The 20,447-nt window shown below is 62.8% G+C and carries 16 protein-coding genes; 8 read left to right on the forward strand and 8 right to left on the reverse strand.

Going from position 1 to position 20,447, the window contains the following annotated elements:
- Positions 1-86: 86 nt before the first annotated feature.
- Positions 87-1,511: a PTS transporter subunit EIIC gene (locus PG892_RS01305; RefSeq protein WP_270825086.1), complete on the forward strand. Its 1,425-nt coding sequence runs from the start codon at positions 87-89 to the stop codon at positions 1,509-1,511.
- On the opposite strand, the gene PG892_RS01310 is transcribed toward PG892_RS01305, so the two are convergent.
- Positions 1,512-2,384 (reverse strand): LysR family transcriptional regulator, encoded by an 873-nt coding sequence (locus PG892_RS01310; protein WP_042014452.1) that lies wholly within the window; start codon positions 2,382-2,384, stop codon positions 1,512-1,514. It lies immediately after the preceding gene.
- A 100-nt stretch (positions 2,385-2,484) separates the two neighbouring features.
- Here PG892_RS01310 and PG892_RS01315 point away from each other — a divergent pair, with 100 nt between their 5' ends.
- The 3 genes from PG892_RS01315 to PG892_RS01325 all read left to right on the forward strand — a co-directional run bounded on the left by PG892_RS01315 (position 2,485) and on the right by PG892_RS01325 (position 5,720).
- Complete coding sequence (locus tag PG892_RS01315) at positions 2,485-3,501, forward strand: zinc-binding alcohol dehydrogenase family protein (protein WP_270825087.1); 1,017 nt, start codon at positions 2,485-2,487, stop codon at positions 3,499-3,501.
- A 530-nt stretch (positions 3,502-4,031) separates the two neighbouring features.
- Entirely contained in the window at positions 4,032-4,910 is an 879-nt protein-coding gene (gene prmA / locus PG892_RS01320; RefSeq protein WP_111896452.1) for a 50S ribosomal protein L11 methyltransferase, read from the forward strand.
- Positions 4,911-5,171: 261 nt separating this feature from the next.
- Positions 5,172-5,720: a sugar O-acetyltransferase gene (locus tag PG892_RS01325; RefSeq protein ID WP_210556595.1), complete on the forward strand. Its 549-nt coding sequence runs from the start codon at positions 5,172-5,174 to the stop codon at positions 5,718-5,720.
- A gap of 20 nt (positions 5,721-5,740) precedes the next feature.
- Here the strand turns inward: PG892_RS01325 and PG892_RS01330 are convergent, their stop codons facing one another.
- The 3 genes from PG892_RS01330 to PG892_RS01340 form a co-directional block, all read right to left on the reverse strand.
- Positions 5,741-6,820 (reverse strand): methyl-accepting chemotaxis protein, encoded by a 1,080-nt coding sequence (locus PG892_RS01330; protein WP_210556601.1) that lies wholly within the window; start codon positions 6,818-6,820, stop codon positions 5,741-5,743.
- A 538-nt stretch (positions 6,821-7,358) separates the two neighbouring features.
- On the reverse strand, positions 7,359-7,907 hold the full coding sequence (locus PG892_RS01335) for an NAD(P)H nitroreductase (RefSeq protein ID WP_010675416.1): 549 nt from the start codon (positions 7,905-7,907) through the stop codon (positions 7,359-7,361).
- A 108-nt stretch (positions 7,908-8,015) separates the two neighbouring features.
- Complete coding sequence (locus tag PG892_RS01340; protein WP_210556603.1) at positions 8,016-10,043, reverse strand: NADPH-dependent 2,4-dienoyl-CoA reductase; 2,028 nt, start codon at positions 10,041-10,043, stop codon at positions 8,016-8,018.
- Positions 10,044-10,364: 321 nt separating this feature from the next.
- Between PG892_RS01340 and sppA the strand changes: the two genes are divergently transcribed.
- Complete coding sequence (gene sppA, locus PG892_RS01345) at positions 10,365-12,209, forward strand: signal peptide peptidase SppA (RefSeq protein ID WP_210556605.1); 1,845 nt, start codon at positions 10,365-10,367, stop codon at positions 12,207-12,209.
- A 62-nt stretch (positions 12,210-12,271) separates the two neighbouring features.
- On the opposite strand, the gene PG892_RS01350 is transcribed toward sppA, so the two are convergent.
- Together PG892_RS01350 and PG892_RS01355 are read right to left on the reverse strand one after the other, a co-directional pair.
- The gene (locus PG892_RS01350) at positions 12,272-12,829 is read right to left on the reverse strand and encodes an NUDIX domain-containing protein (protein ID WP_048207040.1); all 558 of its coding nucleotides are present in this window, start codon (positions 12,827-12,829) and stop codon (positions 12,272-12,274) included.
- Positions 12,826-13,629 carry a DUF2989 domain-containing protein gene (locus tag PG892_RS01355; protein WP_270825088.1) on the reverse strand — a complete coding sequence of 268 codons (804 nt, stop codon included), beginning with the start codon at positions 13,627-13,629 and terminating at the stop codon, positions 12,826-12,828. The genes PG892_RS01350 and PG892_RS01355 overlap by 4 nt, the downstream gene beginning before the upstream one ends.
- Before the next feature lie 211 nt (positions 13,630-13,840).
- Between PG892_RS01355 and PG892_RS01360 the strand changes: the two genes are divergently transcribed.
- Positions 13,841-15,274, forward strand: a complete 1,434-nt coding sequence (locus PG892_RS01360) for a glyceraldehyde-3-phosphate dehydrogenase (protein ID WP_270825089.1) — start codon at positions 13,841-13,843, stop codon at positions 15,272-15,274.
- Between the two features lie 60 nt (positions 15,275-15,334).
- Positions 15,335-15,628 carry a YeaC family protein gene (locus tag PG892_RS01365; RefSeq protein WP_010675423.1) on the forward strand — a complete coding sequence of 98 codons (294 nt, stop codon included), beginning with the start codon at positions 15,335-15,337 and terminating at the stop codon, positions 15,626-15,628.
- 251 nt (positions 15,629-15,879) lie between these two features.
- On the opposite strand, the gene ansA is transcribed toward PG892_RS01365, so the two are convergent.
- Positions 15,880-16,887: an asparaginase gene (gene ansA, locus PG892_RS01370; RefSeq protein WP_010675424.1), complete on the reverse strand. Its 1,008-nt coding sequence runs from the start codon at positions 16,885-16,887 to the stop codon at positions 15,880-15,882.
- A 489-nt stretch (positions 16,888-17,376) separates the two neighbouring features.
- On the opposite strand from ansA, the gene gltS reads away from it, so the two are divergent.
- Positions 17,377-18,576, forward strand: a complete 1,200-nt coding sequence (gltS, locus tag PG892_RS01375; RefSeq protein WP_041215692.1) for a sodium/glutamate symporter — start codon at positions 17,377-17,379, stop codon at positions 18,574-18,576.
- A gap of 206 nt (positions 18,577-18,782) precedes the next feature.
- Here the strand turns inward: gltS and PG892_RS01380 are convergent.
- On the reverse strand, positions 18,783-20,447 hold a 1,665-nt coding region (locus tag PG892_RS01380; protein ID WP_270825090.1), incomplete at its 5' end, for a methyl-accepting chemotaxis protein.

Below are 20,447 nucleotides of genomic sequence, written 5' to 3' on the forward strand. Positions count from 1 at the left end.
AAAAGGATCAATAAAGGAAGGCTCGCCTATTCCCAAATGGGGGCTCACGGGTAAAATGTGCGCCACGTCACAAATACCGTGCCCCCATGCCAGTCCAGAACGCCAGAAAGATCCTGACCCAGTCCCTGCAGCGCCTCGGCTATGCCCTGTTGCTGCCCGTCTCCATCCTGCCCCTGGCCGCCCTGCTCCACCGGCTCGGCCAACCGGACGTGCTGGATCTCGCCGTGCTCTCCCTCGCCGGTCGCGCCCTCTTCAGCCAGATGCCGCTCATCTATGCGGTGGCCATCGCCTTCGGGTTGAGTCGCCAGGGGCAAGGAGCCCAGGCGCTCGCCGGTGCGGTCAACTTCCTGCTGCTGAGCTCGGCGCTGGGCACCCTGGTGCCCGGGCTGCATGCGGACATGATCTGCGGCCAGCTGGCCGGGCTCGTCACCGCCATGGTCTGCTCCCGGGCCCGCGCTCTGCGGCTGCCGGGCTGGTTGCGCCCCCTGCAGGAAGATCTGCCGGGCATGTTGCTCTCGGCGCTGGCCTGCCTGCTGCTGGTGATCCCCCTCTCCATCCTCTGGCCGCTGCTGGAACAGGGGCTCACCCTGCTCGCCTCCGATCTGCTCACCACGCCCTTTGGCGCCTTCTGCTACGGCGTGCTGAACCGACTGCTGATCCCCCTCGGCCTGCACCAGGTGCTGGGCAGCCTCATCGGGCTCGGGGAGAGCAACCTGCAAGCCCTCTCGACCGCCCAGCCGCTGCATGAAGGCTATGTGGCCGGGCTCTATCCGGTCATCATGTTCGGCCTGCCCGGTGCCTGTTTTGCCATCTGGATCCATCGCCAGCGGATGCAGCAACTGCCCCAGGGAGGGCTGCTGCTCACCCTGGCGCTCACCTCGGCACTGGTGGGCATCACGGAGCCCATCGAGTTCCTGTTTGCCTTCACCGCTCCCTGGCTGTTTCTGGCCCATGCCCTGCTGACCGGGCTGTCGCTGGCCATCTGCAGCGGGCTCGACATCCAGGTGGGCAGCTACTTTTCTGCCGGATTGCTGGATCTGGTGCTGAGCTACCACGCCGGTCTGCACAGCTTCTGGCTCATCCCCTTGGGCATCCTCTTCTTCGTCGTCTATGCCCTGCTCTTCTCCCGGCTGCTGGAACACGCCCCCCTCAGTCTGCCGGGCAAGCCCATCGCCGAGGATCTCTCCCGGCTCGCGACCGTGGCCCCCACCGATCCCCAGATGCTGGCTATCCAGTACCTCAAGATGCTGGGGGGCATGGACAACCTGCAGGCCATGAGCGTCTGCCTGACCCGCCTCAGCCTGCGGGTTCGCGACATGGCCCTGGTGGATCAATCCTGCCTGGCCAGACTGGGCTGCCTCTCCTGGGTCGTGCTCAACGAACATCAGCTGGTGCTGGTGCTCGGCCCCCATGCAGGCCTCATCGAAGGGCAGATCCGCATGCTGGCGGAACGCCAGTCGGTCCCGCTCGGTCTCGAACCGGCTCAGGCTCCCCTTAGCCAGCACCAGTGATCAGGCAAAGGGAAGACGCTCGGCCACGAAGTCCATCAGGCTGCGAAGGGCGGGGGCCAGGTGTTCCCGGCTCGGGTAGATGAGATAGAAGGGGTTCACCGGAACCAGGAGATCCGGCAGCACCTTGAGCAGTCGCCCCGCCGCCAGATCGTCGCCGCAGACATGGGCCGGCAGCAGGGCAATCCCCCCGTCATGGAGTGCCAGCTCCCGCAGCGCCAGCAGGCTGTTGCTCTGGCAGGCCCCGCGAGGGCGCCAGCCCCCTTCCTGCAATGGCCACACCGGCAAGGAGCCATGTACCAGGCAGGCGTGTCCGGCCAGCTCCGAGAGTTGGAGCGGCGTCCCGTTGGCCGCCAGGTAACCGGGAGATGCCACCAGATGGCGCGCCACCTGGCCGATGCGCCGGCAGATGAGGCTGGAATCTTTCAGCGGCGCCGCCCGCAGCGCCAGATCGTAACCTTCCCCCACCAGATCCAGCTGTTCATCGCAAAGGGTCAGCTCCAGCACCACCTCGGGATAGAGGGCGCGAAATTCGGCCAGTATCCGGCCAAGCAGCAAGGTTCCCGTGGCTTCGGGAGCAGTGATCCGCACCCGCCCTCCAGGAGCCGCGCGCAACCGCGCCATCGCCAGATTGGCGCTGCGCGCCAGTGCCAGCAGCTCCTGACAATGGGCCACATAGACCTCCCCCTGGGGTGTCAGGCTGAGCCTGCGGGTGGTGCGTTGCAGTAACCTCACCCCGAGCCGGGATTCAAGGCGCGAGATCTTCTGGCTCACCGAGGACTTGGGCATGCCGAGCACCTCGGCCGCCCCGGTGAAGCTCCCCTGCTCCACCACGGTGGCGAACAGCCCCATCAACTCCAGTTCGACATTGTTCATATATTCAAACAGTCTTTACCAATTACCCATCTTAATCTTGATAATCATCCAGACTAGAGTGAGTGGCAATCCCGAACACTGCTATTTGAAAGGAAAAGCCATGAAAGCCATCGCCCTGACTCACTATCTGCCAAGCAACCACCCCCACTGCTTCATCGAGAGCGATCTACCCGATCCGACACCGGGCCCGCGGGATCTGCTGGTACGGGTCAACGCCACCTCCATCAATCCGGTCGACACCGAGGTACGCGCCCCCAAGGACAAGGTCGAAAGCAGCCCCCGCGTGCTGGGCTGGGACGCCGTGGGCGAGGTGATCGCCGTCGGTAGCGACGTCACCCTGTTCAAGGCCGGTGACAGGGTCTGGTATGCCGGCGACATCAGCCGCCCGGGCAGCAACAGCGCCCTGCAACTGGTGGACGAACGCATTGCCGCCATCGCCCCAGTCACCCTGACCGATCTGGAAGCCGCCGCCCTACCGCTCACCGCCATCACCGCCTGGGAAACCCTGTTCGAGCGCATGAGCCTTACCCGCGAAAGCACCGGGCGACTGCTGATCATCGGGGGCGCCGGCGGGGTCGGTTCCATCGCCATCCAGCTCGCCCGCCAGCTCACCGGCATGGAGGTGATCGCCACCGCATCGCGCCCCGAAACCCGGGAGTGGTGCCTGGACATGGGGGCCCACCAGGTGGTGAGCCATCACCATCTGCAGGCGGAGCTCAAGGCGCTCGGCATCAGCGAGGTGGATGCCATCTTCTGCACCAACGCCACCGAGCAGCACTGGAACACCATGGCCAGCCTCATCCGTCCGTTTGGTCATATCTGCACCATCGCCGAGTCCAGTGACCCCTGGGATCTGGGTCTGCTCAAACCCAAGAGCGTCACCTTCAGCCAGGAGTTCATGTTTACCCGCTCCCTGTTCCAGACCCCGGACATGATAGAACAGCACAACCTGCTCGGCCGGGTCGCGGCCCTGATCGATGAAGGGGTGCTCAAGACCACCCTCAGCAAGGTGGTGCCCGAACTGACGCCCCTCACCCTGGCCCGGGCTCATGCCGAGCTGGAAGCGGGTCGCATGGTGGGCAAGCTGGTGATCGACATGAGCGGCTTCCATCGCTGAGGCACAGCCCAGGCGGGGCTTACCGTCCAGCCTATTCCCTTTTAGGTAAATAAATGCACCATCATGGGGTGAAATCACCAGTGACAAGCCCCAAGAGTGCACAGCCCCGCAGGTGACCTTTGTCCCTGACGGGCATCTCCCCCGAAAAAACCATAAAAAAGAGGCCATCCCGTCGGGATGGCCCTAAAAACCTGAACGTTGGGGTAACAATCACACACATATCCTTATGCAGGACATCTGTAACTTTGCAGATAGCGTGCCAATCTCTGCTTTTCCCTCCCAATTAACCGCTTTTCAGCGCACCGGCATAAAAAAAGCCACCCGAAGGTGGCTGAAAAAAGATGACGGAACTTCATAGAGCAAAGCATTCAGCGGGAACAAGTTGCTTCCCGTCACCCATGAAGGAATACATTAACCGTGCCAACTTGGCAGAGTTACCTCCCTTCCCCATGAGGCCATGGTCAAACCACGACAGCACGGGCCCATGATGATAGAATCCCGCGGTTTCACATTTATGAAGAGCCGACGCCATGCCCTGGATACAAATTCGAATCAACGCCACTGCCAAGACCGCAGACAAGGTGAGCAACATGCTGCTGGGGCGTGGGGCCCAGGCGGTGACCTTTATGGATGCCAAGGATGTGCCCGTCTATGAGCCCATGCCTGGTGAAACCCCGCTCTGGGGCGAGACCGAAGTAATGGGACTGTTCGATGCCGAAACCGATCCGGCTCCCACCATCACCTTCTTCCAGCAGATCTTCGGTGAAGACGTGGGCTACAAGGTCGAACAGCTGGAAGACAAGGACTGGGTGCGCGAGTGGATGGATCACTTCCACCCCATGCAGTTCGGCGAGCGGCTCTGGATCTGTCCGAGCTGGCGCGACGTGCCGAACCCCGATGCGGTCAACGTCATGCTGGACCCGGGCCTGGCCTTCGGTACCGGTACCCACCCCACCACGGCGCTCTGCCTGCAGTGGCTGGACGGGCTGGATCTGGCCGGCAAAACCGTAGTCGACTTTGGTTGCGGCTCCGGCATCCTCGGCATCGCCGCCCTGAAACTGGGGGCCGCCCGTGTCATCGGTATCGACATCGATCCTCAGGCCATCCAGGCCAGCCGTGACAACGCCGAGCGAAATGGCGTAGCCGACCAGATCGAACTCTACCTGCCGGCGGATCAACCGCAAGACGTCGAAGCGGACGTGGTGGTCGCCAACATCCTGGCCGGCCCGCTGCGGGAGCTGGCGCCGCTTATCGCCGGCCACGGCAAGGCGGGCAGCCTGATGGCCCTCTCCGGCGTGCTGGAAAGCCAGGCGCCGGAGCTGGAGACCATCTACGGCCAGTGGTTCGAGATGGACCCGACTGCGGTGAAGGAAGAGTGGTGCCGCCTCTCCGGCCGCAAACTCGGCTGATAAGCAACAAGCTACTGTGGCAACCAACCCATCGGCCGCAAAACAAGCCACGGCAGTTGCCAACCCATCGGCCGCACACTCGGCTGACAAGCAACAGGCCACAGCGGCAACACTTAGGTCGCTGAACGACAAGGGCACCCCAGCAGGGTGCCCTTGTCGTTTCCGGACGCCGTTCTCCTTCTGCCCACTCTGGGGAGAGCCTCACGCTTCTCTGCCTCCCGATGGCTTATCCTCTCTTCCTCCCCCCATCGAGGCCCAGTCATGACCGAATACGAGAAGATGATCGCCAGCCAGCCTTACAACTGCATGGCGCCAGAGCTGGATCTGTTGCGCCGGGAGACGGCCCGCCTGTACCGCCGCTTCAATCGCAGCGACGAGGAGGATGAACAGCTGGCACTGCTGCTGCAGATCGTCGGCGAGCTGGCACAGGGTGCCTTCATCTGCCCGCCCTTCTACTGCACCTATGGCCGCCACATCCACCTTGGCAAGGGCAGCTACATCAACATGGGGGCCACCCTGCTGGACAATGCCTCCATTCGCATCGGCGCCGAGGTAATGATTGGGCCGAACGTGCAGATCTACACCGCCGCCCATGCGCTGGACGCCGATGAGCGTATTCAGGGGGTTGAGACGGCGCTGCCGGTCACCATCGAAGACAGGGTCTGGATAGGCGGCGGCGCCATTCTGCTTCCCGGCGTCACCATAGGGCGGGAAGCCGTCGTGGGTGCGGGCTCGGTCGTGACCAGAGATGTACCGGCCGGTGCCAGGGTGGCAGGCAACCCGGCACGGCTGCTACCAGTCAAAGGTTGAGCGGAAGGCCCGAGGCTCGCTCAGGCGCTTTCCAGCAAGCGGTCGATGCAGTGCACCACCTGCATGCTGGCGTTTTCCATGGTCTTGAGCTGCTCGACCATGCTTTTGATATCCCCCTGCTCGCGCGCGTGCAGGGCGGCCTTGCCGCTCTCGTGGACCCGTTTGTGGGGCCCGTCCAGTTCACGAAAGCCCGGCTTGTGGGCGAAGAGCTCCGCACCCTGCCCCTCGAAATACCATTTGCCCAGCCTGCACTGAGCGTGGTCGCTCACCGGCTCGTGAAAATGCTGCTGATCGATGAGCCGATAGATGGTGTTTTTCCAGACGGCGTGATCCAGCTTGGTGGTATTGAGGAAGGAGGTGGTGGCCGCGCTGTGGATCACCTGCTGCATCCGGCCAGATTGTGCCAACACCTGGGTCACCACCACATCGATCTGGGAGGAGGAGGTCGCCACTTCGGCGGCACTGGCCTGGTTGTCATCGATGATGGACTTGATCTCCTGCGCCTGGGCCACTATCTGTCTGACCAACACCTCTATCTGGCTGCTGGCTTCATGGGCCTTGCTCGCTAGCTGACGCACCTCATCGGCGACCACGGCGAAACCTCGACCAGCTTCACCGGCCCTGGCCGCCTCGATGGCCGCATTGAGTGCCAGCAGGTTGGTCTGATCCGAAATGCCCTGGATGGCGGTCACGAACTGATTGATGGCGGATGTGCTGGCATCGAGCTGATGGACGGCAGCGAGGCTGCGAGCCGCCTCATCCGTGATGGCATGGGCGCGATCGGAGAGACGGGTGATGGCGCCCCGGGTCTGGGCAAAGAGCTGATCCAGCTCGCAGAGCGCTCCCTTTTCCGCCATCAGGTGCTCGGCACTGCCAGCCAGCGCTTCCCGCACGCTCTGCAGCATCTCACCTCCCTGGTTCTGGCAGGAGATCACCTGATTGAAGAGATCGCCACGTTCCCGGCTAGTGCGCTGCATGTGCTCGTATTCACCGATGGTGGCACGCAATTCGGCCAGCTCGCTCTGGTACTGCTGCTCTTTGAGAAGCATCGCCTCCCTGAGCTGTTGATTCTCTTTTTCAAGCTTGCGGTTGAACCACATATGGCCTCCGAATGGCAAAGGTGCGGACAGTCGACGTCAAAGGGAAGCCTCTGACTCTCTTGTCTCTGCCGATACTGGCGGATCCCGGGCCGGATTTCACCTGCAAATGCAGGATATTTGACCCTGATCCTGATTCCAATCGAGGCCACATCAATGGCTGTGCAAAAGATCGCCACAAAGAGGCCGGGTGAGGTAGAGAAGAGGCAGAGGAGAAAGAACGCTGACGTGCCAGCCCTACAAAAAATGAAGCCCAATGTCATCAAGACATTGGGCTCTAAAAAGGTGCTACGGAATTGCGACTCTCATCGCAGAAAATTAGAAGGGGTCACCTTCTAAACTGGCAGTGGGATAATAACGTGGCGCAAACGTTTTACATAGCGTAATAAACCAGGAGTGAGAAGAATCTCTCACAATTCAAAAAATGTCCGGTCAACCCCCTTCTACCCTCTTGGCAAGTGCGTATTTATCAGTACAGCCTGACGGCTTTGTCAGAAAACAAAAAAGCCCTGAATAATCAGGGCTTTTGGCGTTATGCGCTTCAGAAGCTGCGCACGAAGTCCTGGATGGGCAGCTCGCGCAGCTTGCGGGCCTCCAGCATGGGGGTGCCAAGGTAGAGGAAGCCCACCAGTTGATCCTCCGGTGCCAGCCCCAGTGCACCATGGATCTGCTCGTCGAAGATGAACCAGCCGGAACGCCAGATGCCGTTGAAGCCCTGGGCCTGGGCCGCCATCTGCATCGCCATCAGGGCGCAACCGGCAGAGAGCTCCTGCTCCAGTTTCGGTACCTTGGGGTGCGCCTGATAACGGGTCGCCACCGCGATCACCAGGGGAGCACGCAGTGGCGCGGCGCGGCACTTCTCGACACTGTCCGCATCCTCGCCACGGGCATGGGCGGCATCGGCCAGCAATGTCCCCAGGCGCTCACGCCCCTCCCCTTCGAACAGGATGAACTGCCAGGGGGTCAGAGTGCCGTGATCCGGCGCCCGCAGCCCGGCCTTGAGGATATTGTCGAGCACTTCGCCACTCGGGGCAGGCTCGGCCAGACGACCACAGGAGTGGCGATTGAGTAACAGATGGAGGGCATCCATGGGGCAGTTCCTTGTCAAAGGCGATGATGGCGCTACCTTAGCACAGCACTGGATGAAGAAAACCCCTGGGGTTCAGGGGGTTTGTCAGGATACGAAAGGGTCGGGAGGCTAGATGACGGCAGCCAGCTCCGCCCCTTGCCGGATGGCGCGTTTGGCATCCAGCTCGGCGGCCACGTCGGCACCGCCGATGATGTGCACCGGCTTGCCAGCAGCCTGCAGACCAGCCTGCAACTCCTTGAGGGGTTCCTGTCCGGCACAGATGATCACCTGATCCACCGGCAGGCACTGCTGCTGGTCGCCCACCTGGATATGAAGCCCGGCATCGTCGATACGCAGATACTGGACGCCGGAGAGCATCTGCACCTTGCGATTCTTGAGCACGGTGCGATGGATCCAGCCGGTGGTCTTGCCAAGGCCGTCGCCCACCTTGCTCTCCTTGCGCTGGAGCAACCAGATCTGGCGCTCGGGGGCATCGATTTCGGGGGTAGTCAAGCCGCCGCGCTCGCCGAGCTGCTTGTCGATGCCCCACTCCTTGAGCCAGTGATCGCGATGGCTTGCGGCATCCGGTGATCCTCTCTTCTCCACCAGGTATTCGGCCACGTCAAAGCCGATGCCGCCGGCGCCGATGACCGCCACTGCCTGGCCGACTGGTTTGTGATCCCGCAGCACATCCAGATAGCTCAACACCTTGGGGTGCTCGATACCCGGGATATTGGGAGTGCGCGGGCGGATGCCGGTGGCGAGGATCACCTCGTCAAAACCGCCGCCCAGCAGGCTCTCGGCACTCTGGCGCTGGCCCAGATAGAGCTCGACGCCGCACTTCTCCAGCCGTTTGGCGAAGTAGCGCAGGGTCTCGTGAAACTCCTCCTTGCCCGGGATCTGCTTGGCAAAGTTGAACTGGCCGCCGATTTCGCTCGCCTGATCGAACAGGCTCACCTGATGGCCGCGCTCAGCGGCGTAGCAGGCAAACGCCAGCCCCGCAGGACCCGCCCCCACCACCGCCAGCTTCTTGGGCTGGGGCACCCGGCCAAACGTCAACTCGGTCTCGAAACAGGCGCGGGGATTGACCAGGCAGGAGGCACGCTTTTGCTTGAACACGTGGTCGAGGCAGGCCTGGTTGCAGGCGATGCAGGTATTGATCTCGTCCGCCCTGTCTTCAGCCGCTTTGATGACGAATTCGGGGTCCGCCAGGAAGGGGCGCGCCATGGAGACCATGTCCGCCTCCCCCCCCGCCAGGATGCGCTCCGCCACCTCGGGGGTGTTGATGCGGTTGGTGGTGATGAGGGGCACCTTGAGGTGCTTTTTCAACTCGGCGGTCACCCAGCTGAAGGCACCGCGCGGCACGCTGGTGGCGATGGTGGGAATGCGCGCCTCGTGCCAGCCGATACCGGTGTTGATGAGGGTGACCCCCACCTGCTCCAGTGCCCGGCCAAGTGCGATCACTTCCTCCAGGGAGGAGCCCTGCTCCACCAGATCCAGCATGGAGAGGCGGAAGATAATGATGAAATCCGTGCCCACCCGCTCCCGCATGGCGCGGACAATCTCCACCGGGAAGCGCATGCGGTTTTCACTGCTGCCGCCCCAGCCATCGGTGCGTTTGTTGGTGCGCTCGCAGATGAACTGGTTGATGAGATAGCCTTCCGACCCCATCACCTCAACCCCGTCATAACCGGCCGCCTTGGCCAGCGCCGCAGTGGCGGCGAAGTCGCGAATGGTGCCGCGGATCTGCCGCTCGCTCATGGCCCGCGGCTTGAACGGGGAGATGGGAGCCTTGAGGGCGCTCGGCGCCAGGCTGAACGGATGGTAGGCGTAGCGGCCCGCATGAAGGATCTGCAGCGCTATCTTGCCCCCTTCCTGGTGCACTGCCTCGGTCACCTTGCGGTGTTTGGCTACCTGCCAGGGAAAGCTCAGCTGAGAGCCGTGGGGCACCAGCCGCCCCCGCAAATTGGGGGCGATACCGCCGGTCACGATGAGACCGACCCCGCCACGGGCCCGCTCACCATAGAAGGCGGCCAGCTTGTCAAAGCCCCCCTTTTCCTCCTCGAGGCCGGTGTGCATGGACCCCATCAGTACGCGGTTGCGCAACTGGGTAAAACCCAGATCGAGGGGGGTCAGCAGCGTGGGATAACGGCTCATGATGCACTCCTTGTCGAGGTCGATGTGCACGGGGTCATGCTCCAGCCTTCCTGGCTGCCTCGGGTGACGGGCAGTAAAAAGAAGGGGGTGGGTGGAGATGGGGCCGGCTCATCGGGCCTTTCAGTTAATTTTTTGTTATCAAACTGGAGCTAGAGTAAAGAATCGAAAACTCTTTTTCAAACAAATGTTTGGACATTTTTTCAGCGAACAGCCGTGTTCCGAAGTGGCGGGGGGCAGTCGACTCAAGGGGAAATGGCAATTGGCTGCGCAACTGGTTAATAATGGCTGCTCTCAACCCATTAACAGGGCGACAACGCAGCTATGTCTATTTTCAAAGGTCTGGGATGGCTCTTTCGCAGCCTCTGGCGCCTGCTCAACTTTACCCGCTTGATGCTGGTCAACCTGCTGTTTCTTCTCGTCGTGCTGGTCATCGTCTTCAGCGTCAGCCAGAGCGAGACCCCAAGCACCCCCATCGAGGGGGCGCTCACCCTCAATCTCTCCGGTGTGCTGGTAGAACAGCGCACCCAGACCGATCCCACGGTGCAACTGCTCAGGCAGATGGACAAGGGGGACGAGCAGCCAAGCGAAATCGTCCTCTCCGATCTGCTGTGGGCCATCAAGAGCGCGGGGAATGACGATCGCATCAAGGCGCTGGTGATCAAGCCCCAGGGTCTGCAAGGGGCCAGCCTCTCCAAACTGCAGGAGGTGACGGCCGCCATCGACGCCTTCAAGGAGAGCGGCAAGCCGGTCATCGCCATGGCGGACTACTACAGCCAGGGGGCCTATCTGCTCGCCGCCCACGCCGACCACGTGCTGCTCAACCAGAGTGGTGCCGTGCTGATCGAGGGGCTGGGTGTCTACCAGACCTACATAAAGTCGGCACTGGAGAAGCTCAATATCACCCCGCACGTCTTCAAGGTCGGCACCTACAAGTCCTTCGTCGAGCCCTACACCCGGGACGAGATGTCCCCCGAGAGCAAGGAGGCGAACCAGCGCTGGCTGGATCAGCTGTGGCAATCCTATGTGGCCGACGTGGCGGAGCAACGGGAGATCGAGCCGGATGCCGTGGCACCGAACAAGGATCACTTCCTCGAACTGCTGCGCAAGGCCGGTGGCAATGCGGCCAGCTACGCCCTCGATAACGGTCTGGTGGATCAGCTCGCCACCCGCGACGAGATGACCCAGGCGGTGATCAAGGAAGTGGGCGAGGCCGATGATCACGGCTGGAAGGGCGTGGGCCTGAAAGAGTATCTGGCCGCCATCCCGGAACAGTACCCCCAGAGCGGCAAGGATGAGGTTGGCCTCATCACCGCCAGCGGCGCCATCATGGATGGCGTCCAGCCTGCCGGCACCATCGGTGGCGACAGCCTTGCCGATCTGCTGGCCGAGGCCCGCCGTGACGATCAGGTGAAAGCCGTGGTGCTGCGAGTGGACAGCCCCGGCGGCAGCGCCTTCGCCGCCGAGCAGATCCGCGCCGAATTGCTGGCCCTGAAACAGGCGGGCAAGCCGGTGGTCATCTCCATGGGCAGCTACGCCGCCTCCGGTGGCTACTGGATCTCCGCCGATGCGGACAAGATCTTCGCCTCCCCCACCACCCTCACCGGTTCCATCGGGGTGTTCGGCATGTTCGCCACCATCGACAAGGCGCTCTCCCAGTACGGGGTACACACCGACGGCGTCGGCACCACCGACTTCGTGGGGGTCGGGCTGACCCGCGCCCTGCCGGATCACGTGGGTGAAGCCATTCAACTGAGCGTGGAAGACACCTATCAGCGCTTTGTCGGCCTGGTGGGCAAGGGCCGGGGCCTTAGCCCGGAAGAGGCGGAAAAAGCCGCCGAAGGCCGGGTCTGGACCGGGCAGGATGCCAAGGCACTGGGGCTGGTGGACGAGTTTGGCAATCTGGATGACGCCCTCAAGGCGGCCGCCGATCTCGCCAACCTCAAGAGCTGGCAGGTCACCCCCATCGCACCGGAAGAGTCGGCCAGGGACAAGTTCCTGCGCGAGCTGTTTGACAGCAGCGCCCAGGCGCTGGCCCCGCACCTGCAAAGCTGGCTGCCCACCGGGCTTGGCAAGGCGCTGCTGGAGATGAACCGCACTCTGGACCCGCTGACCCGCTTCAACGATCCCCAGGGCACCTACGCCTTCTGCCCGGTCTGTCTCCCCTGACGCCGGGGACAGCCATAAAAAAACCGCCGACAGGCGGTTTTTTTATGGGGCAAGCGGCCTTGTCAGGTCAGCAAGCCGGACGCTTGCCAGCGGTGCAACTCTGCCAGCACCCGGGTCTCTCGCGCCGTCCACTGGGGACAGGGACCCGCCAGCTGGGTCTTGTTGGTTTGCAGTGCCTCGGCCAGGGGGAACCAGCCCGGCGTAAAGCCGAGCCGGATCTCGTAGGGCTGGGGGCGCGGTGCACTCCAGTCCTCCCCGACCCGGCAGAGGTAATAGGACGAGCGGATGCAGTAGGCATCGTAATCCGGCTCGCGCGCGGCACGATACTCCCGGGTCTCTCCCAGCAGGGGGCCCACGGCCACCAGCTCGGCGCCACACTCTTCCCGCAGCTCCCGGGCCAGGGCCGCATCGTGCGCCTCCCCGTGCTCGATGCCGCCCCCGGGGAACATGAGATCCCCATTGACGCGGGAGTGCACCAGCAGCAGTCGATCACCACGCATCACCACGGCCCTCACCGTGGCCCGTTCAAGCACCCTGTCCTCGCCGCGGATCTGGCCGTGCACGAGGCGGATATCGAAGGGATGGGCCCACTCCCGGGCTTCTGACAGGGTCGGATTCATGGTGTGCGGTAGCTTCCCTGCCTGAGTGCATCGACGATGGTGGCCGCCTGGTCGTCCAGCGTCTCCTGATCCTCCTTGCCGATGGCATGGTAAATGCCGAGCCGGGTGGCGGAGACCTCGGGGCTCTCCTGGAATGACTCGCTCACCTTGCCCCACAGATAGGCCTGATCAAATCGCTTCTGCCCCATGTAGAGGGTGCTGAGGGCGGTGAGGATCCGGCTGTTGACCTTGTCCCCCTCCCGATAGAGGGAGAGCGCATGGTGCATCAGCCTGATGGCCTTCTCGGGCTCGCTCTTGGCATAAATGCCGCCGAGCGCCAGTTGCAGCTCGGGCTCCTCGAGGCTCGGCGTCCCCTCCTGCGCGAGGAAGCTGGCGCGGGCCTCGGGACTGGTGTTGTTGGTCCAGTGCCAGAGCAACAGGTAGGGATCTCGGGAACCCCGGGTCTGCGCATCCAGTTGCTCCAGTTGACGGCCGGCGGCCAGCATCCCTTCCACTCTGGGGCTCTTCTGCTCCCTGGCCCGCTTGTACTCGATGTTGGTGGAGTGCTCGGCGCACTGCAGATAACGCTCCAGGCCGCGCATCAGATCGTACTTGCGCCTGTCCGTCCCCTCTTCCTGGAGATAGTAACGACCGCGAATGACGTCGCTGCGCTCATAGCGACACCAGCCGTCGTCCACCAGGTCCGCGCACAGGGCGGGATATTGGGAGCAGATGTTGTGGATCCTGTCGTCGTCGCAGGCCGTCAACGTCAGGCAACAAGCGAGGGAAAGCAGTAACGGACGCTGTGAGAATAGGGTCATGGTTCACATCTGGTTGATAACAATCGCAACCCGCACCGGCCACCGCCAACTAGCAAACAGGCTACATATCCATTACAATGCGCGCGCCGTATAAGGCCGCGATTGCAGAATAATATAACGAAACCATCAGCCCTACACTGATCTGCCTTCGACGAATTTCAATTTGCCCAGGCAACTTGCTTCAACAACGTGAAATAAAAGGATCTGGTTAATGACCCACGAGCACTACTTGCAGGCGTGGCAGGAGAGCCAGGAGCTCGCCGAAGCCATGCAACCCTTGATAGGTCGCCTCTACCGACAGCAAGGGATAGAGATCACCCTCTACGGACGCCCGCTGCAAAACGCCTCCACCATCGATATCCTCAAGGCCCACCGGGTCGTTCGCCGCCACCAGGGCACCCCGCTGCCCATCCAGCAAAGCTTCCCTCTCCTGCGCGCCATCGTCGCCCTGAACCCCACCGCCGCCGAAGTCGATCTCGGTAAACTGGCCGTGGGCTACTGGCAGGATCACCAGGATGAAGCCGGCATCGAGGACTATCTGCGCGCCAAGCTGGCACCGGCCCTGAACCGCAGTGCCGTGCCCGCCCCGACCGACGTGGTGCTCTACGGCTTCGGTCGCATCGGCCGCCTGCTGGCCCGTCTGCTCATCGAGCGCACCGGCGCCGCCAACTCCCTGCGCCTGCGCGCCATCGTGGTGCGCGGCGGTCGCGACGGGGATCTGGAGAAGCGTGCCAGCCTGTTGCGCCGCGATTCGGTGCACGGCCCCTTCAACGGCTCCATCGAGGTGGATGCAGAACGCAGTGCCATCATCGCCAACGGCACCTTCATCCAGGTGATCTACGCCAACAGCCCGGCCGACATCGACTACACCGCCTACGGCATCGACAATGCGCTGATCGTTGACAACACCGGCGTCTGGCGTGACGAGGCGGGGCTGTCCGAGCACCTCAAGGCCCGCGGCGCCGCCCGGGTGCTGCTGACCGCCCCCGGCAAGGGGGAGATGAAGAACGTGGTGTTCGGGGTCAACCACGAGGTGATAGGCCCGGATGACAAGATAGTCTCCGCCGCCTCCTGCACCACCAACGCCATCACCCCGGTGCTCAAGGTGATGCAGGACAAGTACGGCATCCGCCATGGCCACGTGGAGACGGTCCACTCCTACACCAACGATCAGAACCTCATCGACAACTATCACAAGGGCGAGCGCCGCGGTCGCAGCGCCGCCCTCAACATGGTGATGACCAGCACCGGCACCGCCAAGGCGGTGGCCAAGGCGCTGCCGGAGCTCAAGGGCAAGTTGACCGGCAACGCCATCCGGGTGCCCACACCCAACGTGTCCCTGGCCATCATCAACCTGTCGCTGGAACAGACCACCGATCGGGAGAGCCTCAACGCCTATCTGCAGCAGATGGCACTGAGCTCGGCCCTGCATCGCCAGATCGACTTCAGTGCCAGCACCGAGCTGGTCTCCTCCGACATGGTGGGCTCCCGTTTTGCGGGCATCGTCGACTCCCAGGCCACCATCGCCGAGGGGGATCACTGCGTGCTCTACGTGTGGTATGACAACGAGTTCGGGTACAGTTGTCAGGTAGTACGGGTGATGGAGCAGATGGCTGGCGTAGTCCGCCAGGATCTACCGGTATAGTCCGACAGGATCTGCCCGCCTGAACCCGTGTTCATGGCTCAATTTTCAAGGAGAGGCCGGATGTCGTCTCAGCAAGTGACGTTTCAACAAGCGATAGCGCAGATGCCCAAAGAGGTGTACGAGCGGCTCAAGACTGCGGTCGAGCTCGGCAAATGGCCGGATGGCAAGCCCCTCACAGAGGAGCAGAAGGCCACTTCCCTGCAGGCCGTGATGGCCTGGCAGGCGATGCACCTTGAGAACCCCGAGCACATGAACATCGGCCGTGACGGCGAGATCGTGATGAAGAGCAAGAGCGAGCTCAAGCGTCAGTATCGCGACGAGGAAGAGATAGTACGGGTCGACCTTAGCCACTGAGACAGGCCGCACGTCACCTATCGCGGTAACGAAACGAAAGAGGGGAGCCATAATGGCTCCCCTCTTTTTTTCCTCTCTATGCAGGATGACTCATCCCCCTCATCCCCGGCCCTTCTTCCACCAGGGGAGAAGGGAGCTGGCACGCACCTGCGAGCAGTCAGCGGGCCACCTGCCGGCGATCTTCATGGCAAACCTCGCCACCTCGATCTATCCCCTCTCCCGCTGGGAGAGGGTTAGGGTGAGAGGGAAAGTCAGGGGGTCAACTCCCCGCGCAGGGACTGCTGCATCAGCTCGCGGATGCGTGGCGCCGGCAGATCCTGGCTCAACAGGAAGTGCAGCTTGGTGAGCGCCGCCTCGGCGGTCATGTCAAAGCCCGAGATCACTCCCGCACGGGAGAGGGCGTTGCCGGTGGCATAACCCCCCATGTTGACCTTGCCGTGCAGGCACTGGCTCAGGTTGACGATGATGACGCCCCGGGCAGATGCCTCGGAGAGCAGCGCCAGCATGGCCGGGTTCTGGGGCGCATTGCCCACCCCGAAGGAGAGCAGGATCAGCGCACGCACCGGCTGTTGCAGGATGTTCGCTATCACCTCAGCCGAGATCCCCGGGTAGAGGGTCACCACCCCGATGGGCTGGGGGGTGATGTCGTGCAGCACCAGGGGGCGATCGCACGGCACGCCCAGCTCACCTGCCTCCAGGGAGATGGCGATACCGGCATTGAGCAGGGGCGGGTAGTTGGGCGAGTCGAAGGCGTGGAAGCCGTCGGCATGCACCTTCTTGCTGCGGTTGCCGCGATAGAGCTGGTTGTTGAAGAAGAGCGTCACCTCGTGGATCGGGTAGTTGGCCGCGATATAGAGGGCGTTGAGCAGGTTCTGCTGACCGTCCGAGCGCAGCTCGGCCAGGGGGATCTGGGAGCCGGTGATGATGACCGGCTTGTGCAGATCTTCGAGCATGAAGGAGAGCGCAGACGCGGTGAACGACATGGTGTCGGTGCCGTGCAGAATGACGAAACCGTCGTACTTGTCGTAGTTGCCCTTGATATCCTCGGCGATGCGCTGCCAGTCTGCCGGCGTCATGTCGGAAGAGTCGATGAGGGGGGCATATTCGTGGATATGGTAATCGGGCATTTCCGGTCGATGGAACTCGGGCATCCGTGCCAGACAGTCCTCCATGAAGCCCGCCATCGGTACATAACCGTGGTCGGAACGCTGCATCCCTATGGTGCCGCCTGTGTAGGCAATGTAGATGGACTTCTTCACACCCTCTCCTCTCTCTGGACTGGAAACCGGCAAATCAAACAGGGCTCAACCGATACAGCCCCCGTCCTTCAGATGGTGCGGGCGGGCTCAATATCGGTCATCAGCAGACCTCTTGAGGGTCTGTGTCCTCCCGTGGGGGCGGAACCGGGCGAATTATAAAGAGTGCCGCTGCAAATGACAGCGGCAGCAGCATTGTTGCGATCCGGAGCACACTCGGCGAGGCAGTTTTAAATGCCATGTTAACACCATGTTTTAATCATTAATGTGACATATGTGGATGTACTTGGTGTTTTTTGCTATTATCCGGCGGATTTTTCACAAATCTCATCTGGACGCCCGACGAACACGGGCTCGTGTCGACCCCCTCTTTTGCAGAGGGACGGGGCTGCGGCCCCTCTGTCACTGGCGCGTTCGCCACTCTGTTTCATCCCGGCTGGATCCGTGAGTCTTTCTCGCCAAAGACACAGCCGATCAACATGGGAGCACTGAATGCTACAACTTGATGCCTACGCCACCCTGGTCGCCGCGACCCTGGTGCTGCTGCTTGGCCGCCTGCTGGTCAACAAGATAGGACCCCTGCGCACTTTCAACATCCCCAAACCCGTGGCCGGTGGCCTGGTGGTTGCCCTGGTGCTGCTGGTGCTGCGTTCCACCCTGCAGATCGAACTGCAATTTGATACCAGCCTGCAGACGGCCCTGATGCTGACCTTCTTCGCCTCCATCGGCCTCTCCGCCGATCTGGGCAGCCTCAAGCGCGGCGGCAAGGCGGTGGCCACCTTCCTGCTGGTGGTCACCGGCCTGCTGCTGGTGCAGAACACCCTGGGGGTGGGTCTGGCCACCCTGCTGGGGCTGGATCCCCACATGGGGCTGCTGGCCGGCTCCATCACCCTATCCGGCGGCCACGGCACCGGGGCGGCCTGGGGCTCCATCTTCACCGAGAAATACGGCGTGCAATCCGCCGCCGAGCTGGCGATTGCCTGTGCCACCTTCGGCCTGGTGCTGGGGGGCCTCATCGGCGGCCCGGTGGCCCGTTATCTGGTGAAGAAAGTGCAGGTGCCCGGTGAGGAGCACAACCGTGACGGCGCCCCCCAGGGCTTCGAGATGCCGGACATGGAGCGCCCGCTCACCACCTTCAGCCTGATCGAGACCCTGGCACTCATCGCCATCAGCCTGAAAGGGGGCGAAATGCTGGCCCTCTACCTCAAGGGCGGCGTCTTCGAGTTGCCGATCTTCGTCTGTGTGCTGTTCGTCGGCGTGCTGCTGCGCAACCTGCTCACCCTGCTCAACTGGCACGAAGTGAGCGACCGTGAGGTCTCCCTGCTCGGCAACGTCAGCCTGTCGCTCTTCCTCGCCATGGCGCTGATGAGCCTCAAGCTGTGGGAGCTGGCAAGCCTGGCCCTGCCCATCTTCATACTGCTGGCCGTGCAGACGGTAGCGATGGCGCTCTACGCCATCTTCGTCACCTTCCGGGTCATGGGGCGCAACTATGATGCGGCCGTGCTGGCGGCGGGTCACTGCGGCTTCGGCCTCGGCGCCACCCCCACTGCCATTGCCAACATGCAAGCCATCACCCAGCGCTTTGGCCCCTCCCACCTGGCCTTCCTGGTGGTGCCCATGGTCGGTGCCTTCTTCATCGACATCATCAACGCCGTGGTGATCAAGCTGTTCCTGGCCCTGCCCTTCCTGTGATCCCGGACGCAGGCCCCGTATGACAGAGCCCACCTTGCGGTGGGCTCTTTGCTTGCTGGCCCCTGGACGCTTGGGCACCACGGGTTACGCTGCCACGACGGTGCAGCCGAGCCCCACCAAGGGGCCGACGGCAGGCAACAAAAAGCCCCGCACCAAGGTGCGGGGCTTTTTACTGACGCCACGGTAGGACTGCGGCCTGACCTTCCTTACAAAATAAAGGTCGACACCTGCTGGTTCAGGTTGGTGGCACGCCCCTTGAGGTTGTGCGCCTGATCCAGGTCGCGCATGGCGGAAGCGGTGATCTCGTCGCTCACATCCTTGATGGCGGTGGTGTTCTGGGTGATTTCACCGGTCACCTGGGTCTGCTCCTCAGCGGCGGTGGCGATCTGGCCCGCCATGTCGGAGATGAGGCTGACGGCCTGGGTGATCTCCTCCAGAGCCGCAGCGGCAGCGTCGGCATCCTTCACGCTGTTGTCCGCCAGCCCCTGGCTGGTCTGCATCAGGCTCACCGCGCGGGCCGTGGTCTGTTGCAGGGTTTCGATGGTGGACTGGATCTCCTGAGTGGAATCCTGGGTACGGCGCGACAGCACCCGCACCTCGTCCGCCACCACGGCGAAACCGCGACCCTGTTCGCCGGCACGGGCCGCTTCAATGGCCGCGTTCAGCGCCAGCAGGTTGGTCTGCTCGGCGATGCCCTGGATGGTGGAGAGGATGCCGGAGATGGCCTGAGCGTGACGGCTCAGTTCACCGATGACGCCGGTCGCCTGCCCCACTTCCTCGGCCAGGTTGTTGATGGACTGGCGAGTCTGGTTCACCAGGATCTTGCCCTGTTCACTGCTCTGGGCGGATTGCTGGGCGGCGGCAGCGGTGTTCTCGGCGTTGCCCGCGATCTCCATGGTGGCACTCGCCATCTCGGTGACGGCGGTGGCGACCATGGTCACCTCCTGTTGCTGGCGCTGCAGCTCTTCCACCGCGGCCTGGTTGGTCACCAGACTGCGTTCGGCATCGGCGTTCAGCTCGTTGGCAAGCTGACGGATGTTGGCGATGAGCTGATGCTGGCTGCCCACGAAGCGGTTGAAGCTGCCGGCGAGCTGGCCCACTTCGTCATTGGCGTCGATCTTGATGCGCTGGGTCAGATCGCCGTTACCGTCGGCGATGCGGGCCAGGGCCTGGGACACCTTGGTGAGGGGACCGAGCAGCAGGCTGACCAGCCAGGAGATGGCGAGAATGCTGCCCACCAGCACCAGCAGGGCCAGGCCGAGCTGGGTCATCAGCAGGGAGGAGAGCGGCGCCTCCAGGGTGCTCTTGTCCAGTACCAGCACCAGCTCCCAGTCGGTGTCCGGAATGTCCGTCGCCCACAGCAGCTTGTCACGCCCCTCGTTGTCGAAGAAAGCAGGCACCAGGCTGTTGCTCGCCTTGCTCTGCTCGATCAGGGCATTAGTCAGATCGTTGTCGATCTCGCTGGCTGGCTTCATCGCCTTGGCCGCATCCTTGTAGGCGATGACGGTGCCATCCTTGTGCATCAGGATGGCGAAGCCGTCCGCTGGCAGCTTCATCTTGGTGATGTCATCCACCAGGGAGGCGATGGAGAGATCCCCCCCCACCACGCCGCCCTGGGCCGGCTGGGCCAGGGTCACCACCAGAATGTTGTAGGCCACGTCGAGGTAGGGTTTGGTGACGATCATGCCGCCCTTGGCCATGGCTTCCTGATACCAGCCACGGGAGCGGGGATCGTAACCGTCGCGGTTGATGGAGGGGTCGGAGTCGTTCATCTTGCCACTGCCCTCACCAAAACGCGAATTCAACTTCGAAGTGCGACACTCGCCTATGCCGCCTGACGGTACTCTTCGAATACCTTGACAGGCTGCCTG

Source organism: Aeromonas sp. QDB68, assembly GCF_027707405.1.
GTDB classification, from domain to species: Bacteria; Pseudomonadota; Gammaproteobacteria; order Enterobacterales; family Aeromonadaceae; genus Aeromonas; species Aeromonas caviae.

Excerpts from the sequence above, each read along its gene's own strand:
- PG892_RS01350 (WP_048207040.1), bottom strand. The coding sequence starts at position 12,829 with ATGAATCCGACCCTGTCAGAAGCCCGGGAGTGGGCCCATCCCTTCGAT.
- PG892_RS01355 (WP_270825088.1), bottom strand. The coding sequence starts at position 13,629 with ATGACCCTATTCTCACAGCGTCCGTTACTGCTTTCCCTCGCTTGTTGC.
- PG892_RS01310 (WP_042014452.1), bottom strand. The coding sequence starts at position 2,384 with ATGAACAATGTCGAACTGGAGTTGATGGGGCTGTTCGCCACCGTGGTG.
- gltS (WP_041215692.1), top strand. The coding sequence starts at position 17,377 with ATGCTACAACTTGATGCCTACGCCACCCTGGTCGCCGCGACCCTGGTG.
- PG892_RS01325 (WP_210556595.1), top strand. The coding sequence starts at position 5,172 with ATGACCGAATACGAGAAGATGATCGCCAGCCAGCCTTACAACTGCATG.
- PG892_RS01335 (WP_010675416.1), bottom strand. The coding sequence starts at position 7,907 with ATGGATGCCCTCCATCTGTTACTCAATCGCCACTCCTGTGGTCGTCTG.
- prmA (WP_111896452.1), top strand. The coding sequence starts at position 4,032 with ATGCCCTGGATACAAATTCGAATCAACGCCACTGCCAAGACCGCAGAC.
- PG892_RS01360 (WP_270825089.1), top strand. The coding sequence starts at position 13,841 with ATGACCCACGAGCACTACTTGCAGGCGTGGCAGGAGAGCCAGGAGCTC.
- PG892_RS01340 (WP_210556603.1), bottom strand. The coding sequence starts at position 10,043 with ATGAGCCGTTATCCCACGCTGCTGACCCCCCTCGATCTGGGTTTTACC.
- sppA (WP_210556605.1), top strand. The coding sequence starts at position 10,365 with ATGTCTATTTTCAAAGGTCTGGGATGGCTCTTTCGCAGCCTCTGGCGC.
- PG892_RS01315 (WP_270825087.1), top strand. The coding sequence starts at position 2,485 with ATGAAAGCCATCGCCCTGACTCACTATCTGCCAAGCAACCACCCCCAC.
- PG892_RS01365 (WP_010675423.1), top strand. The coding sequence starts at position 15,335 with ATGTCGTCTCAGCAAGTGACGTTTCAACAAGCGATAGCGCAGATGCCC.
- PG892_RS01330 (WP_210556601.1), bottom strand. The coding sequence starts at position 6,820 with ATGTGGTTCAACCGCAAGCTTGAAAAAGAGAATCAACAGCTCAGGGAG.
- PG892_RS01305 (WP_270825086.1), top strand. The coding sequence starts at position 87 with ATGCCAGTCCAGAACGCCAGAAAGATCCTGACCCAGTCCCTGCAGCGC.